18 protein-coding genes and 1 tRNA gene are annotated in these 14236 nt (G+C 64.6%); 12 read left to right on the top strand and 7 right to left on the bottom strand.

Annotation, left to right across the window (positions count from 1 at the left end):
- Positions 1 to 221: 221 nt before the first annotated feature.
- Positions 222 to 1175 (bottom strand): N-carbamoyl-D-amino-acid hydrolase, encoded by a 954-nt coding sequence (locus tag B5V03_RS03970; protein ID WP_129267979.1) that lies wholly within the window; start codon positions 1173 to 1175, stop codon positions 222 to 224.
- Positions 1176 to 1425: 250 nt separating this feature from the next.
- On the opposite strand from B5V03_RS03970, the gene B5V03_RS03965 reads away from it, so the two are divergent.
- Both B5V03_RS03965 and B5V03_RS03960 read left to right on the top strand, forming a co-directional pair.
- On the top strand, positions 1426 to 1650 hold the full coding sequence (locus tag B5V03_RS03965; protein ID WP_129267978.1) for a hypothetical protein: 225 nt from the start codon (positions 1426 to 1428) through the stop codon (positions 1648 to 1650).
- Between the two features lie 204 nt (positions 1651 to 1854).
- Complete coding sequence (locus B5V03_RS03960) at positions 1855 to 2181, top strand: hypothetical protein (protein ID WP_129267977.1); 327 nt, start codon at positions 1855 to 1857, stop codon at positions 2179 to 2181.
- A 33-nt stretch (positions 2182 to 2214) separates the two neighbouring features.
- On the opposite strand, the gene B5V03_RS03955 is transcribed toward B5V03_RS03960, so the two are convergent.
- Both B5V03_RS03955 and B5V03_RS03950 read right to left on the bottom strand, forming a co-directional pair.
- Complete coding sequence (locus B5V03_RS03955) at positions 2215 to 3189, bottom strand: tripartite tricarboxylate transporter substrate binding protein (protein WP_129267976.1); 975 nt, start codon at positions 3187 to 3189, stop codon at positions 2215 to 2217.
- A 413-nt stretch (positions 3190 to 3602) separates the two neighbouring features.
- Positions 3603 to 3679: transfer RNA gene (locus tag B5V03_RS03950), tRNA-Pro, on the bottom strand.
- A gap of 50 nt (positions 3680 to 3729) precedes the next feature.
- Here B5V03_RS03950 and B5V03_RS03945 point away from each other — a divergent pair.
- The 6 genes from B5V03_RS03945 (at position 3730) to B5V03_RS03920 (ending at position 9604) form a co-directional block, all read left to right on the top strand.
- Positions 3730 to 4737, top strand: a complete 1008-nt coding sequence (locus B5V03_RS03945) for an L-threonylcarbamoyladenylate synthase (RefSeq protein ID WP_129267975.1) — start codon at positions 3730 to 3732, stop codon at positions 4735 to 4737.
- Between the two features lie 101 nt (positions 4738 to 4838).
- A complete protein-coding gene (locus tag B5V03_RS03940; RefSeq protein ID WP_129267974.1) occupies positions 4839 to 6266 on the top strand; it encodes an FAD-binding oxidoreductase in 1428 nt (475 codons plus the stop codon).
- Complete coding sequence (locus tag B5V03_RS03935; protein WP_129267973.1) at positions 6263 to 6697, top strand: GNAT family acetyltransferase; 435 nt, start codon at positions 6263 to 6265, stop codon at positions 6695 to 6697. The genes B5V03_RS03940 and B5V03_RS03935 overlap by 4 nt, the downstream gene beginning before the upstream one ends.
- Positions 6694 to 7275: an NUDIX domain-containing protein gene (locus tag B5V03_RS03930; RefSeq protein WP_129267972.1), complete on the top strand. Its 582-nt coding sequence runs from the start codon at positions 6694 to 6696 to the stop codon at positions 7273 to 7275. Before B5V03_RS03935 ends, B5V03_RS03930 begins: the two co-directional genes overlap by 4 nt.
- Before the next feature lie 168 nt (positions 7276 to 7443).
- Positions 7444 to 8373 (top strand): glycine/sarcosine/betaine reductase selenoprotein B family protein, encoded by a 930-nt coding sequence (locus B5V03_RS03925; protein ID WP_129267971.1) that lies wholly within the window; start codon positions 7444 to 7446, stop codon positions 8371 to 8373.
- 37 nt (positions 8374 to 8410) lie between these two features.
- Positions 8411 to 9604, top strand: coding sequence for a CaiB/BaiF CoA transferase family protein (locus tag B5V03_RS03920; RefSeq protein ID WP_129267970.1), 1194 nt, complete (start codon positions 8411 to 8413; stop codon positions 9602 to 9604).
- A gap of 194 nt (positions 9605 to 9798) precedes the next feature.
- Here B5V03_RS03920 and B5V03_RS03915 read toward each other — a convergent pair whose 3' ends face one another.
- Positions 9799 to 10563, bottom strand: coding sequence for an SOS response-associated peptidase (locus B5V03_RS03915; RefSeq protein ID WP_129267969.1), 765 nt, complete (start codon positions 10561 to 10563; stop codon positions 9799 to 9801).
- A 63-nt stretch (positions 10564 to 10626) separates the two neighbouring features.
- Between B5V03_RS03915 and B5V03_RS03910 the strand changes: the two genes are divergently transcribed.
- From B5V03_RS03910 to B5V03_RS03895, 4 genes are all read left to right on the top strand, one after another.
- Positions 10627 to 11127, top strand: a complete 501-nt coding sequence (locus B5V03_RS03910) for a hypothetical protein (protein ID WP_129267968.1) — start codon at positions 10627 to 10629, stop codon at positions 11125 to 11127.
- Between the two features lie 3 nt (positions 11128 to 11130).
- The gene (locus B5V03_RS03905; protein ID WP_129267967.1) at positions 11131 to 11565 is read left to right on the top strand and encodes an NUDIX hydrolase; all 435 of its coding nucleotides are present in this window, start codon (positions 11131 to 11133) and stop codon (positions 11563 to 11565) included.
- A gap of 47 nt (positions 11566 to 11612) precedes the next feature.
- Positions 11613 to 11990 (top strand): TIGR02301 family protein, encoded by a 378-nt coding sequence (locus tag B5V03_RS03900; protein ID WP_129267966.1) that lies wholly within the window; start codon positions 11613 to 11615, stop codon positions 11988 to 11990.
- 140 nt (positions 11991 to 12130) lie between these two features.
- Positions 12131 to 12397 carry a hypothetical protein gene (locus B5V03_RS03895; protein ID WP_129267965.1) on the top strand — a complete coding sequence of 89 codons (267 nt, stop codon included), beginning with the start codon at positions 12131 to 12133 and terminating at the stop codon, positions 12395 to 12397.
- Between the two features lie 178 nt (positions 12398 to 12575).
- Here B5V03_RS03895 and B5V03_RS03890 read toward each other — a convergent pair whose 3' ends face one another.
- From B5V03_RS03890 to B5V03_RS03880, 3 genes are all read right to left on the bottom strand, one after another.
- Positions 12576 to 12896: a cupredoxin domain-containing protein gene (locus B5V03_RS03890; RefSeq protein WP_129267964.1), complete on the bottom strand. Its 321-nt coding sequence runs from the start codon at positions 12894 to 12896 to the stop codon at positions 12576 to 12578.
- 9 nt (positions 12897 to 12905) lie between these two features.
- A complete protein-coding gene (locus B5V03_RS03885; RefSeq protein ID WP_129267963.1) occupies positions 12906 to 13439 on the bottom strand; it encodes a DUF4142 domain-containing protein in 534 nt (177 codons plus the stop codon).
- A gap of 90 nt (positions 13440 to 13529) precedes the next feature.
- Complete coding sequence (locus tag B5V03_RS03880) at positions 13530 to 14234, bottom strand: RNA polymerase sigma factor (RefSeq protein ID WP_129267962.1); 705 nt, start codon at positions 14232 to 14234, stop codon at positions 13530 to 13532.
- Between the last annotated feature and the right edge of the window lie 2 nt (positions 14235 to 14236).

The raw sequence follows: 14236 nt of genomic DNA, 5'->3' as shown, positions 1-14236 counted from the left end.
AGGGACTACCCGCCCTGCCCGCACCATGTCGTGCCGACGCTGCTGCGTCCACCGCAAGCCCGGCTCGCGTATCGTGACGACAACATGATCGCCCCTCAAGGATGAGCCGGGATGGGCGACACATACGACAAATCCGAATTTCGGTAAAGTGGAATATTTTCGCGCGGGTGGGTTGACAGAGGCGCGACACAGGCCGGCGCAGGGCGAAGTCCCGTAAGGGGTCACCCCTTCACCGCCGTCCCATCCGCCATCGTCGTCACGCCCTTCCGTTCCACGATCATCCCATAGGCCCGCGGCTGGCGATGAATGTCGAAATTGAAGGTCGTGCGCTTATAGGAATTGCACAGATCGAGATCGCAGCGGGCCAGCGCGATCTCGTCACCCTTGGTCGTGCAGCGCGCGATGATCTCGCCGGAGGGCGCGATGATGCAGCTGCCGCCGATGTGGTCGACGCCCTCTTCGACGCCAGCCTTGGCGACGCCGACCACGAAGGTCCCGTTCTGGTAGGCGCCGGACTGCATCACCAGATGATTGTGGAACAGCGAGAGGTCGTCGTGCTCCGGCGCCGGCGGATTGTGCACCGGCGTGTTGTAGCCGATCATCACCATCTCGACGCCTTGCAAGCCCATCACCCGATAGGTCTCGCTCCAGCGGCGGTCATTGCAGATCGCCATGCCCATCACGCCGCCGAAAGCATCGGTCACGTCAAAACGGCTGCCGGGCTCGAAATAGCGCTTCTCCAGATGCTGGAATTCGCGCCACGGCTCGTGCTCGGCATGGCCGGGCAGATGAACCTTGCGATACTTCAGGACGATCGCGCCGCTCTTGTCGACGAGGATGGAGGCGTTGTAGCGCCTGACGACACCGGCCTCGACGGTCAACTCGGCATAGCCGAGATAGAATCCGATGCCGAGTTCGCGGCCGAGATCGAACAGGCCTCTCGTCTCAGGCCCCGGCATCTCGCGCTCGAAGAAGCCGTCGATCTCGGCCTGATCCTCAAAATACCAGCGCGGGAAGAATGTCGTCAGCGCGAGCTCGGGATAGACGATCAGATCGCAGCCGTTCGCGTGCGCCTGGCGCATCAAGGCCATCAGCCGCGCCACGACCGCGGTCCTCGTCTCCGCTCGCGCAATCGGGCCGAGCTGGCCGGCCGCCACATTCACAAATCTCGCCACGAGTCCGTCCTTCGCTTCGCGTCCTGCACTTGCGTCACCGGCGGTTTTCGGGCGCCGTCGTGATCGCACACATGCAGAATCCGCGCCTAGGGCGCTCTTCGCGCAAGGACAGACCGATCCGCGCCTTCAATCAGGGAACCATCGTTGCCAATCTGCAACGGTTCCCGACGAACTAAGACCTGACAAAAGAAACGCCCATTGCCGCCACGAACCCTGCTCACAACGCCGTGAGACTATCAGGGGAACGACGATGCGTGCACAACGCGTTTGGAAAGTGAACGGGGCCGCCAACATCGGGCACCTTCAATCGAGACTGGACGATCTGAACAACCGCCTCAGCCAGCTCGAAAGCCAGCATCCGGAGAGCCGGAAGGTCGAAGAACTGAGATCGAGCGCGCTCAGCCTGTCGCGCGAGATCGACGACATCCGCTGCGCCGAGGCGACACAGGCCTTGAGCGAGTTGCTGCGGAAGTAGGCCGCCCTCTGGCGATTCGGCACCGCGCAGGAACCAACGCCGCGCACCGCCATTTTCCATGTTGAGCATGGAGCAAGATCATGACCAGGCACCTGACGCGAGCCCACCTCGCGCGCGGCGTGGCCGGCGCGGTGTCCGCGCTGGTCCTGTGCGCGACGGCGGCCTTCACCATCGCGCGCCACTTTGCGTTGTGAGGGATTTCGCATGACGTCCGACCCAGAGGAATCGGTGAGGCTACAAGGTTTTGGCGAGATGACGTTGCGCACCGCGGTCGCAACGCTGATGGCGCTCGCGCCGCGCGAGCGATCCGACGCCGCGATCTTCCGCGTCCGCGATGATGTACGTCTGGCCGAGAGCGAAATCGCGGACCTCGCCTCGGAGTGGGGCATGACGCCGATGGCTGAAATCAGGTCGCCAAAACTCGTCCCGGAGCAGCATTGGCAGGACATCGTTCGCGGCATGGTGCGCGAGGCCCCACTGCCGGCGCTGATGGTGGCGTTCATGCTCGGCGTGCTGGTGGCGAGGCGGTAGTCTCGCGACACCCGCCGGCTACGGCAAGGTTGATTACTTCTGCTCGTTCGCGCGCATGTCTTCGGCATAGGGGCGCAAAGCCTCGGACATGTCGTCGAGGCGTTTCTGCCACTCAGCACCAGGCAGGAAGGCGATCACCGGTTCGTCGCCGGGCGAGCTCGTCACGAACTCGGGATTGCGCAGGCCTTCGGCAATCCCGGCTTCCAGCTTCCTGACGATGTCGTCCGGAACGCTCTTCGGGACCGCGAAGCCGCGCTCTGCCGTCGTCATGACCGGAAAGCCCGCCTCCTCCGCCGTCGGAACGTCCGGCAGCGATGGAAAGCGCTTCTTCGACAGGATCGCGATGACGCGAAGTGGCCCCTTGTTGGTGCCATGCAGTTCGGGAATCTCGCTGAGCGTGACCATTCCGATGTCCAGATGCCCGCCCAGCAGATCGGTCCGCTGTGCGGCCGTTCCTCTGTAGGAGATTTCGTTGGGCTCGACCTTCGCGGCCGCTGCAAGCATGCGAATGGCCAAATGACCGTTGGTGCCGGCACCATTGTGACCAAACGTCACCGAGCCCGGCTTGCTGCGAAGCGCGGCAATGACATCAGGCAAATTGCTGAATCTGCTGTCCGCTGGCACCACGACGACGTTCGGATCCTCGACGACGCGAGCGACCAGCCGGATGTCGTCCGTGGTGTATTGGGTTTTGCGAGTCATCGGCAAAAAATTGTAGCCGGGAACGTTGACGACGCCGATCGAATAGGCGTCGGGCGCCGCGCGCGCGATCGCAGCGAACGCGATCTCTCCACCGGCGCCAGGCTTGTTCAAGACGACAAACTTCGCCTTGCCGCCTAGCGCGCGCTCAACGAAGGGAAGCAGCTTGCGAGCCATGACATCGGTGCCGCCGCCTGGCGCAAAGCCGACCACGACTTCGATTGGCTTGTCGTCCGGCCATGCCGCCCGTGCCGACCCGCAGGAAGCGAGGCCAAAAGCTGCGACGAGCGCGACGATCTTCTTGTTCATGATTTCCAACCCTGTTTTTTGTTGTTGGCCGATCGCGCTCTCGAACGCGCGATCGACTGTGGGTTCATCTAGCCGTCGGCCTGACCGAATGGCAATCGATTGTCCCGGGCGCGGGCGCTTGACGAGCTACGGCGGTTTTGAGGCAATTGCGGAAGCGTCAGAGGAAGCCGCGTCGCGGTCCTTGCTTGGCGGCGCTTTTGATCGGCTCGCTGGCGGCGGGATGGTCGTCCTCTGACCTACCGCATAACGCCGGAGCATCGATGCCGGCGAAAAGGAAGCCATGCCGCCCCAGCAAGCCGCCCTGCCCGGCCAAATCGGCCGTGGACCCGCTCCGAAAATCGTTGCAAAAAGGGCTCCCGAGGCGCTGGCGGCCGGTCCGCCAAGCCTCTGGAAAACGTCAACTTTTGGAAGAATGGTCGGAGTGGCAGGATTCGAACCTGCGACCCCTGCGTCCCGAACGCAGTGCTCTACCGGGCTGAGCCACACTCCGACAAGAAGGCGGCTTATAGCGTCGGGTTTGACGCACCGCAAGCGGCCGGCATGAGGAATTTTGTCCCTGTGAAAACGGGTCTTGAAACGCTGATTTTACCGGCTGGCGAGGCCGGCGCGGATGCCGCCGCCCGGACGCTGGCCGCCGGCGGGCTGGTCGCGTTCCCGACGGAGACGGTCTACGGGCTCGGGGCGGACGCCGCCAACGCCACCGCGATCGCCCATCTCTATGCCGCCAAGGGGCGGCCGGCCTTCAACCCGCTGATCGCCCATGTCGCCGACCTCGCCGCCGCGCGCCGGATCGGGCGGTTCGATCCGCGTGCGTTGAGGCTTGCGGAAGCGTTCTGGCCGGGGCCGCTGACGCTGGTGGTGCCGAAGACGGACGACTGTGCGGTGGCTGAGTTGGCTACCGCTGGGCTCGACACGGTCGCGATCCGCATCCCGGCCCATCCAGTGGCGGAGGCAATTTTGCGCGCCTTTGGCGGGGCGGTGGTAGCGCCGTCCGCCAACATCTCCGGCCACGTCTCGCCGACGCTGGCGGCGCATGTCGCGAGCGATCTTTTGGGGCGGATCGACCTGATCATCGACGGCGGGCCAGTCGCGGTCGGCGTCGAATCGACCATTGTCGGCTGCCTCAACGCGCCGATGCTGCTGCGCCCCGGCGGGCTGTCGCGCGAACGGATCGAGGCCGTGCTCGGCTCAGCCCTGGCGCGGCCGCCGGTGGAGGCCGGGAGCGACGACAGCCAGCCGCTGGCGCCGGGCATGCTGGCCTCGCATTACGCGCCGCGCGCCGCCGTGCGGCTCAACGCGCAGGACGTGGCACCGGGCGAAGCGCTGCTGGCGTTCGGTCCTGAGCGCCTGCCCGGCCTGGAGGCCGTCGCTGCTGTCATGAATTTGTCGCCCGCGGCTGATCTCGATGAAGCCGCCGCCAATCTGTTCGGCTATCTTCGCAGTCTGGATGCGAAGAGCCCGCGGGCGATCGCTGTCATGGCGATTCCCGAGGACGGTCTGGGCGAAGCCATTAACGACCGGCTGCGCCGGGCCGCCGTCGCGCGGTGAAGCATGATCCGGACCCGAAGGGCCGCGTTAGCGCAAAGTGTGTAGCGGTTTTCCGATAAGATCATGCGCAAGAGAATAAGAGCGAAGCAAGAGACGAGACAATGAACATCAACAAGCCTGCCACCCCTCCGCTTGCGCCCGAGCTGATCGACCAATTCCGCAAGATCGTCGGCGAGCGCCACGCGATCACCGAGGCGGCCGACATCGAGGCTTACGTCACCGAGGAGCGAAATCTGTTCCACGGTCGCTCGCCGCTGGTGCTGCGTCCGGGCTCGACGGCGGAAGTCGCCGAAATCTGCAAGCTCGCCTCCAAACACAACATCGCGCTGGTGCCGCAGGGCGGCAATACTGGGCTCGTCGGCGGCCAGACGCCGCACAATGGCGAGGTCGTGGTGTCGCTGCGGCGCCTGGACAAGATCCGCGAGGTCGACACCGCCTCAAACACCATGACGGTCGAAGCCGGCGTGGTGCTGCAGATCGCGCAACAGAAGGCGTCCGATGTGGACCGGCTGTTTCCGCTGTCGCTCGGCGCCGAAGGCAGCTGCACCATCGGCGGCAATCTCTCGACCAATGCCGGCGGCACCGCCGCGCTCGCCTATGGCGTCGCGCGCGAGATGGCGCTGGGGCTGGAAGTGGTGCTCGCCGATGGGCGCGTGCTCAATTCGCTGTCGAAGCTGAAGAAGGACAACACCGGCTACAATCTGCACAACCTCTTCATCGGCGCCGAGGGCACGCTCGGCATCATCACCGCGGCGACATTGAAACTGTTTCCGAAGCCGCGGGCGATCGAGACCGCCTATGTCGGGCTGAAATCGCCGGAGGCCGCGCTGAAGCTGCTCACGATTGCGCAAAGCGAAGCCGCCAATGCGCTGACGAGTTTCGAGCTGCTGTCGGAAATGGCGGTGGACTTCTCGGTCCGCCACGGCATCGACGTGCGCGATCCGCTGGCCGAGAAGCATCCCTGGTACGTGTTGATGGAATTGTCATCCCCGAGCGAGGATGCCCGCACGCCGCTGGAGACGATCCTGGCCCGCGCCATGGAGGAGGAGATCGTCGACGACGCCGTGATCGCGGCCAACCTCACCCAGCGCAACAATTTCTGGAAGCTACGCGAGGAGATGTCGTCGGCGCAGAAGCCGGAGGGCGGCTCGATCAAGCACGACATCTCGGTGCCTGTTGCCGCCGTGCCCGCGTTCATCGACGAAGCCAACGCCGCCGTGGTGAAGCTGATTCCGGGGGCGCGGCCGGTGCCATTCGGCCATCTCGGCGACGGCAATCTGCACTACAATGTCAGCCAGCCTGTTGGCGCCGACACCGCGGATTATCTGGCGCGCTGGCACGAGATGAACGCGGTCGTGTTCGCGATCGTGCTGCGCATGGGCGGCTCGATCTCTGCCGAGCACGGCATCGGCGTGCTCAAGCGCGACGAGCTGCCCGACGTCAAGGACAAGACGGCGATCGAGCTGATGCGGTCGATCAAGGCGATGCTCGATCCGCAGGGCATCATGAATCCGGGGAAAGTGCTGTGACTGTGTCGCTTACGATTGACGCCATTGGGGATGCAGATGTCGAGAACGTCGTCGAACTGTGGCAGCGCTGCGGCCTGACGCGGCCCTGGAACGACCCGCATGCCGACATCGCGCTGGCGCGGCGCCGCGAGAACTCGACCGTGCTGATCGGCCGCGACGGCGGCGCAATCGTTGCCACCGTCATGGTCGGCCATGACGGCCATCGCGGCTGGGTCTATTACGTCGCGGTCGATCCCGATATCCGCAAGCGCGGCTTTGGCCGGGTGATCATGGCGGCGGCCGAAGACTGGCTGCGCGCGGCCGGCATCGCAAAACTCCAGTTGCTGGTCCGCCGCGAGAATGCGCAAGCCAATGCGTTCTACCAGTCGCTGGGTTTCGAGGAGTCCACCTCGGTGATGTTCCAGAAGTGGCTCGACGGAAGACAGCAATGACCATCTCCGACCGCGTCCGCATCAAGGACGTCCGCGTGCTCTCGAACGGCTGGACCACGCTGAAGAACACCACGTTCGACTACCGGCGCGCCAATGGCGAGTGGCAGACGCAGCACCGCGAGACCTATGAGCGCGACAACGCCGCCGCCGTGCTGCCATATAATCGCGCCGGGCGCACGGTGATCCTGGTCAAGCAATTCCGCCTGCCGGCCTTTATCCGCGGCTACGACGATCTCCTGATCGAAGCGGCCGCCGGTGTGCTCGACGATGCCTCGCCCGAGATGCGCATCCGCGCCGAGGCCGAGGAAGAGACCGGCTACCGCCTGGACCACGTCCACAAAGTGTTCGAGGCCTTCATGAGCCCCGGCGCCATCACCGAAAAACTGCATTTCTTCGTCGCCGAGTACGAGCCTTCGATGCGGGTCAGCGACGGCGGCGGCCTCGAACATGAAGGCGAGGACATCGAGGTGCTGGAGCTCGGCATCGACGAGGCGCTGGCGATGATCGCGGACGGCCGGATCATCGACGGCAAGGCGATCATGCTGCTGCAATATGTGGCGCTGCATGTGTTTAAGTAACTAGAGCCATCCGCGCGCACGGTGCCAACCCTTCTCCCCTTGTACAAGGGGAGAGGAAAAACAGCACCCGCGGAGCTGCAATTCAGACCTGCGTCACCCCCGCCCCCGTTGAGCAACGCGAAAACTATCTCTAGTCTGGCCCCAACCAAGAACCAGGAGACGCGCCCCATGTCCGCTTCGCGCGACGACGAATTCGGCTTTGCGCCCGACTACGACGCCCCCATTCCCTATATGCAGCGCACGCGGGATTATTACACCGCGATCGGGTACACCACGGCGTATCGCTGGGCGCACTACACCGAGGCGCCGTTCCAGCCGCTGAAGAAGCCGCTTTCGCAGTCGCGGGTCACCATCGTCACCACCGCTGCGCCGTACGATCCGACCAAGGGCGACCAGGGGCCGGGCGCGGCGTATAATGGCGGCGCGAAATTCTATCAGGTCTATGACGGCGATACGGCGAAGCAGCACGATCTGCGCATCTCGCATATCGGCTACGACCGCAAGCACACCACGGCCACCGACAACGGCACCTGGTTTCCGCTGCCGCAGCTTCTGAAGGCGAGCGCCGCGGGACGGATCGGCGAAGTGGCGCCGCGGTTCTTCGGCGCGCCGACCAACCGCAGCCATCGCGTCACGCTCGACACCGACGCGCCGGAGATCCTGGCGCGGGCCGTCGCGGACAAGGTCGATGTCGCCGTGCTGGTGCCGAATTGCCCGGTCTGCCACCAAACCACCGCGCTGGTGGCACGGCATCTCGAAGCCAACGGCATTCCGACCGTGATCATGGGCTGCGCCAAGGACATCATCGAGCACGCCGCCGTGCCGCGCTTTCTGTTCAGCGATTTCCCGCTCGGCAATTCCGCCGGCAAGCCGCATGACGTCGCCTCGCAGGCGCAGACGCTCGAACTCGCGCTCAAACTGCTGGAGAGCGCGAGCGGGCCGCAGACAACGATGCAGTCGCCGCTGCGCTGGAGCGAGGACGCCTCCTGGAAGCTCGACTACAACAACGTCGCTCAGCTTTCGCCGGAAGAACTGGCGCGCCGCCGCGCCGAATTCGACAAGCAGAAGGAGATCGCGCGCGGCAACCGCGCCGCCTGACGTCCTCCGACAACGAAAACAAGATAGGGAGAGCGACGTGACGCGACCGTTCGAAGGCGTGAAGATTTTGGACTTCACGCAAGTGCTGGCCGGCCCCTATGCGAGCTACCAGCTCGCGCTGCTGGGCGCCGACGTCATCAAGGTCGAGCGGCGCGAGGGCGAGGACATGCGCCGCACGCCGCTCTCGCGCGAATGGGCCGAGCGCGGGCTCGCGCCCGCGTTCCAGGCCATCAACGGCAACAAGCGCAGCCTGACGCTCGATCTGCAAAAGCCCGATGCAATCGCGATCGTGAAGAAGCTGGCGGCACAGGTCGACGTCGTGATGGAAAACTTCCGCCCGGGCGTGATGGATAAGCTCGGGATCGGCTATGAAGCGTTGTCCGCGATCAATCCGAAGCTGATCTATTGCGCGGTGTCAGGTTTTGGCCAGACCGGCCCGCACCGCCTGCAGCCCGGCTATGACGGCAAGATGCAGGCGCTGTCCGGCATCATGGCGATCACGGGCCATCCCGAGACGGGCCCGACCCGCGCCGGCTTTGCCGTGTGCGACGTGCTTTCGGGCGCAACCGCCGCGTTCGGCGTGTCGAGCGCACTGTACCAGCGCGACCGCACTGGCAAAGGCCAGCTCATTGACGTCTCCATGCTGGAGGCGACGATGGCGTTCCTCTCGGGACAGATCGCCGACTGGTCGGTTGCGGGCCATCGCCAGCAGCTGTCAGGCAACCAGGCGGTCAGCCGCAGGACGACGGCGAATTTGTTCAGATGCGGCGACGGCCACATCCTGCTCGCCGTCAACAACGAGAAGCAATACCGCGCGCTGATGTCCGCGCTCGGCCGCGAGGACACGCTGAGCGACCCGCGCTTCGCCGACTGGTTCGCGCGCAACGAGAACGAGCCGGCCCTGCGCGCCATTATCGAAGAGGCGCTCGCAGCAAAGCCCGCGCGCGAATGGGAGACGATTTTGGAGGACGCCGGCGCGCCCTGCGCCAGCATCTGGAAGGTCGAGGAGGTCATCGACCATCCGCAGATCAAGGCGCGCGGTGCGATCCAGGAGCTGGACACGCCCTACGGCCGCCTGCGCTTTGCCGGCAGCGGATTCAAGCTCGCGCATGGCGGGGGCAAGCTCGACCGGATGGCGCCGGAGCTGGGTGCGGATACGGAGACGGTGCTGGGTGAACTGGGGTTTGATGCGGCGGAGATCGCGGCGTTGAGGGCGCGAGAGATTGTTTGAAAACTCCGCTGCAATTCCGCTGTCGTCCCGGACAAGCGTCCGCGCAGATCCGGGGACCCATAACCACAGGACGTGGTTATGACGCGAGATGGTAACTCCGAGTCTTCGCCAAATTCCTCCCTGTGGTTATGGGTCCCGGATCGGCGCGCTTGAAGCGCGCTTGTCCGGGACGACAGCGGAGTTTTTGGCCTCACCTAGAACAACGACCCCTGCCCGTCATCCGTCGACCCGGCCGCAGCCTTCCGCACCGCCTTCTTCGGCTTCACCGCCTCCACCTCCGCCTCCATCTCCTCCGCGCTGATCGGCAGCACGAGCTGCTCATCGTCATTGGCGACGCGGTTGACGCGGGCAGAGACGGGATGCCAGGCGAACTCGCCGATGCGCGGCGCGGTCATCAGCGGCAGGATCGCATCGATCTCGTCGCCCCTGATGTCGAGCCAGCGTTCGAAATCGCGCGGGCTGATTGTCACGGGCACGCGGTCATGCAGCGCGGCCAAATCCTCGCCCGCCGCCGCCGTGACGATCGCGACCGTGTCGACCTCCTCGCCGTTCGGCCCGGCCCAGGTCTCGAACACCGCAGCAAAGCCAAGGGGCTCGCCATCGGCGCGGTGGATGAAGAACGGCTGCTTGCGGCCGTCGACCGCCTTCCATTCATAGTACCCGTCGGCCGGGATCAGGCCGCGACGCCGGCGAATCGCGCGTTTGAATGCGGGCTTCTCCAGCACCGTCTCCGAGCGGGCGTTGATCAGCAGTGTAAATCCCTTTGGATCCTTGACCCAGCCCGGCAGCAATCCCCAGCGCATCAGACGGAAATGCCGCGCGCCGTTCTCGATCAGCACGACCGGAATCGGCTGCGTCGGGGCGACATTGTACCGGGGCGGAAAATTCGGCTGCTCAATGTAGCCAAACAGTTGCCGTAAAGCCGCGGGGGCCGAAGTTATGACAAAGCGTCCACACATCCTGGGGTGTCTATATAGGGTCCGTTCAGGTCCTTTTAACCCCGAACGTTAACACTGCGGCAGATGAGCTCAATGGCCTCCCAGCCGGCGCGAATGCATGGACAGACGGGACCCGAGGCCGCGGCCTGGGCCGAGCGGCTGCGCGTGGCCAACATCAACCCGCGGACCGGGCTTGCCACTGACTATCTCAACCATTTCAATGAAGCAGTGATGCTGCTGGAAATGGTTCCTGACATGCCCGAATGCGCGGAAGATTTTCTGACCTGGTCGCCGCTGTCCTATGCCGAGCATTTCACGGCGTCGAATTTCAAGGCACGGGATCTCGCCATCGAGGCCTATGAGAAGGCCGAGCCCAACGTTCGCGCCCAATTCGACCACATCACCGACACCATGACCTCGATCCTGACCGCGGTCGGCTCGGCCATGCGCGAGGTCGAGAAGGACACGACCCGGGTTCGCCTCGCCGAGCAGGCCACGCTCTGGGTCAAGCCGCTGATCGCCGCCTGCGGCGGCATCATCAATGGCGGCGCGGAAGCCGACATCGATACCATCATGGCGAACTGAGCTGTGGCCGGCCTCGTCCAGCCCACCCATCCCCAACTTGCGGTCTCAGCCGCGATTTTCCGCGACGGCAAGGTGCTGCTGACCCGCCGCGCCCGCTCACCCGCAAAAGGGTTCTATTCACTGCCTGGCGGCCGGGTCGAGTTCGGCGAATCGCTGCATGAGGCCCTGAGCCGCGAGGTTGAGGAGGAGACAGGGCTCGAAATCGAGATCATCGGCCTTGCCGGCTGGCGCGAGGTGCTGCCGGCGGCAGCAGGCGCCGGCCATTACCTCATCATGTCCTTTGCCGCCCGCTGGACGGCTCGGGAGCCGGTCCTGAATGACGAGCTCGACGATTACCGCTGGATCGCCCCGGACGTCCTGGCGAGCCTCGGCGACCTCAAGCTGACCGGGGGGCTGGAGGAGGTCATCCAGTCCGCCCACCGGCTGATCGGACCCTGACGGCCCCGCCTTGCGTCATCAGCCCCGAGGGGGCATACACCCCGCCGATGTCCACGCGATTTCTGGCCATTTTTGCTCTGATTCTCGCCTGCGCCTCCGCGCCCACGAGGGCCCAGGACGTGGCGGCGCCCTTTGACGCCGATTTGCAGCGGCTGGCCGAGATCCTCGGCGGCCTGCACTATCTGCGCGGCATCTGCGGGTCGAACGAGGGCAACAAATGGCGCAGCGAGATGCAGGCGCTGATCGATGCCGAAACCCCCTCCGGCGACCGCCGCACCCGCATGATCGCCGGCTTCAACCGCGGCTATAACGGCTTTCAGCAGACCTACCGGAGCTGCACGCCGGCCGCGACGGTGGCGATCCGCCGCTATATCGAGGAAGGCTCGAAGATCTCGCGCGATCTCACGGCGCGCTACGCGAACTGAGCTCTCGGGAACAACGACATCGTCTTTGTCCACCGCCATTAACCGTTCCTAAAGATGTGGCCTAGCGGTCGTTAATGCGCGTGCTACACCTCACGTGCAGCGCGTCGCCGTGGATCGCGCCCCAGCCCTGATCGAGTTTCATGAGCCATCCAGTGTCCTACGCCCCCGCCCGCGCGTCGCTGCCCGATCACGAGCAGAAGCAGGCCGCATTGAGCTATCTCAACGAGGCCTGGGCCGAAGCGCGCCATGATGGCGTCGACGGCGACTGCCTGGCACAGGCAAGCCTGTTTGCGGCGCTGGCCGAGCTCGTCGGAACCTATGGCGAAGACGCGGTGGCGAAATTCGTCGAGGGTTTTCCCGCCCGCATCCGTAACGGCGAATTCTCCGTCGACATTTCGAGGCAGTGAGCGCTTATCGAAAATGACCCCGCCACGCGGGCGGGGCCAGTTGACGGATGAATGACTCTGCGACGAGGTCGCGAAGTCTGATGCATTTATCGCACGGAAGCCATTTCCGCCGGACAAGCATTAGTCTCGCCACGCCCGGGAGATGTTCCCGGCAGAGTCGGGATTGCGCCCCTCTCCGTCACGGCTCGACCTTGAGCGTCGCTTTCATGTTGGGATGATAGCGGCAGTAGTAGCCGATCGTTCCTGCCTTCTTCAGAACCGATGTCACCGACTTCGTCGGCGGCAAAGTCACGTCGAAGTCGCCGTTCTTCGCGGTGGCGGTGTGGGCGAAGACGTCCTTGTTGATCCATTCGATGGTATCGCCGACCTTCGCGGACATCTCAGCCGGTGAGATCACGAGATTCTCCATCGTAATCTCTATGGTCGCGGCGCGAGCCGGGACGACCAGCGACAGCAAGGTGACCGCAAGTGCGATCGAAGCGAGGCGTCCCGGCTTCATCGAGCCCCCTTACTTCAGCTCGGCCGCGACGTGCTCGGCGTGTTGCTGATGACCCTGGAAGATTTTCAGGCCGGTCTGCAACAGGCTCTTCAGCTCGGCATTGCCAGCGGAGGGGATGAGCTGGGTTTCCAGCGCGCCGTTGACCGCCTTGTGGTAGGCGACCTCGTTCGCGACATAGGCCTTGTCGAAGGCAGCACCATCCAGCTTGTCGAGCTCGGCCAGCTTGTCGCTCGCCTGCTTCGACAGCGCCTTGCTGGTGTCGTTGTCCTCAGGCGTGACGTTCAGCTTCTTGACCAGCGCGAGCGCCTGCTTGTTGACCGCTTCGTGGTCGCGCAGCATGTCCTCGGCGAACGCCTTCACGTCCTTGTTCTTGGCCTTCTTCTGCGCCTGCTTGGCGGCGTTGATGTCGATCACGCCGGCAGTGTAGGCGATGTGGGCGATCTGTGGATCGGTCGGCTTGTCGGCGGCGCTGGCGCCTTGTAACAGCAAGGGGCTGGACAAAAGAATTGCTGCGGCAGTCGCCGCGCTCCATCGAACGAACATGGCTTGACACTCCTGTGGCGCCGGACGTTTTGCCGGTGCGTTGGTTCACAGGAATTGGATGGGAATTTTGCGCGGAGGTTCCCGAAAAATTCAGCCGCCGACGCCGAGCCGCTTCAACACGGCTACCGTCAGGCGCTCGCAGCGCCAGCCCGCAAACGGGAATGCGTCCATCATCACCGGGCCGATCTCCTTCTCGACGTTCTCGCGCAGCATGGTGCGGGCGCGGTGCAGCCGCGTCTTCACGGTCTCGGGCTTCACGCCGAGCAGATCGGCGGTTTCCTCGATGTTCATGCCCTCCATGACGCGAGCGACGAACACCATCCGAAAAACATCCGGCAACTCATCGATGGCGCGTTCGACGACGCGCTGGATTTCACGTTGGGCCATGGTCCTTTCCGGATCGCTCGCCGGAGAAACGGGAAATTTGATGATCTGCGCCTCGAGCGCGGCTTCAGGCACCGCGCCGAGCTCAACATGCGGCTTGGCGCTGCGCGCCCGGCCAAGCGCCTCGTTGATGGCAATGCGTGATAGCCAGGTCGACAGCCCGGAGTCGCCGCGGAAACCGTCGAGATGGGTGAAGGCGCGAACGTAGGTTTCCTGCACCACGTCCTCCGCTTCGCTGTCGCTGCGCAAAATGCCGCGCGCGAGGCGGTAGAGCCGGCGGTTATTGGCCTGCATGATCTCGCGCAACGCGGCCTCGTCCCTGCCCCGCGCGCGGTCGATCAGCTCGGCTTCCGATGTCCTGATTTCTGGTGTCTTGGCGCCGGCGGACAGGCCGGCTGCGGTCCGTTGCATGG

This window comes from Bradyrhizobium betae (genome assembly GCF_004123905.1).
Taxonomy (GTDB): domain Bacteria; phylum Pseudomonadota; class Alphaproteobacteria; order Rhizobiales; family Xanthobacteraceae; genus Bradyrhizobium; species Bradyrhizobium betae_A.
The sequence above is the reverse complement of the archived record's forward strand: the minus strand, read 5'-3'. Positions and strand labels throughout refer to the sequence as shown.

Bases quoted from the DNA above. Each gene is read 5' to 3' on its own strand.
- B5V03_RS03965 (WP_129267978.1), top strand. From the start codon at position 1,426: ATGCGTGCACAACGCGTTTGGAAAGTGAACGGGGCCGCCAACATCGGG.
- B5V03_RS03960 (WP_129267977.1), top strand. From the start codon at position 1,855: ATGACGTCCGACCCAGAGGAATCGGTGAGGCTACAAGGTTTTGGCGAG.
- B5V03_RS03955 (WP_129267976.1), bottom strand. From the start codon at position 3,189: ATGAACAAGAAGATCGTCGCGCTCGTCGCAGCTTTTGGCCTCGCTTCC.
- B5V03_RS03945 (WP_129267975.1), top strand. From the start codon at position 3,730: ATGAGGAATTTTGTCCCTGTGAAAACGGGTCTTGAAACGCTGATTTTA.
- B5V03_RS03940 (WP_129267974.1), top strand. From the start codon at position 4,839: ATGAACATCAACAAGCCTGCCACCCCTCCGCTTGCGCCCGAGCTGATC.
- B5V03_RS03930 (WP_129267972.1), top strand. From the start codon at position 6,694: ATGACCATCTCCGACCGCGTCCGCATCAAGGACGTCCGCGTGCTCTCG.
- B5V03_RS03925 (WP_129267971.1), top strand. From the start codon at position 7,444: ATGTCCGCTTCGCGCGACGACGAATTCGGCTTTGCGCCCGACTACGAC.
- B5V03_RS03915 (WP_129267969.1), bottom strand. From the start codon at position 10,563: ATGTGTGGACGCTTTGTCATAACTTCGGCCCCCGCGGCTTTACGGCAA.
- B5V03_RS03910 (WP_129267968.1), top strand. From the start codon at position 10,627: ATGAGCTCAATGGCCTCCCAGCCGGCGCGAATGCATGGACAGACGGGA.
- B5V03_RS03900 (WP_129267966.1), top strand. From the start codon at position 11,613: ATGTCCACGCGATTTCTGGCCATTTTTGCTCTGATTCTCGCCTGCGCC.
- B5V03_RS03895 (WP_129267965.1), top strand. From the start codon at position 12,131: ATGAGCCATCCAGTGTCCTACGCCCCCGCCCGCGCGTCGCTGCCCGAT.
- B5V03_RS03890 (WP_129267964.1), bottom strand. From the start codon at position 12,896: ATGAAGCCGGGACGCCTCGCTTCGATCGCACTTGCGGTCACCTTGCTG.
- B5V03_RS03885 (WP_129267963.1), bottom strand. From the start codon at position 13,439: ATGTTCGTTCGATGGAGCGCGGCGACTGCCGCAGCAATTCTTTTGTCC.
- B5V03_RS03880 (WP_129267962.1), bottom strand. From the start codon at position 14,234: ATGCAACGGACCGCAGCCGGCCTGTCCGCCGGCGCCAAGACACCAGAA.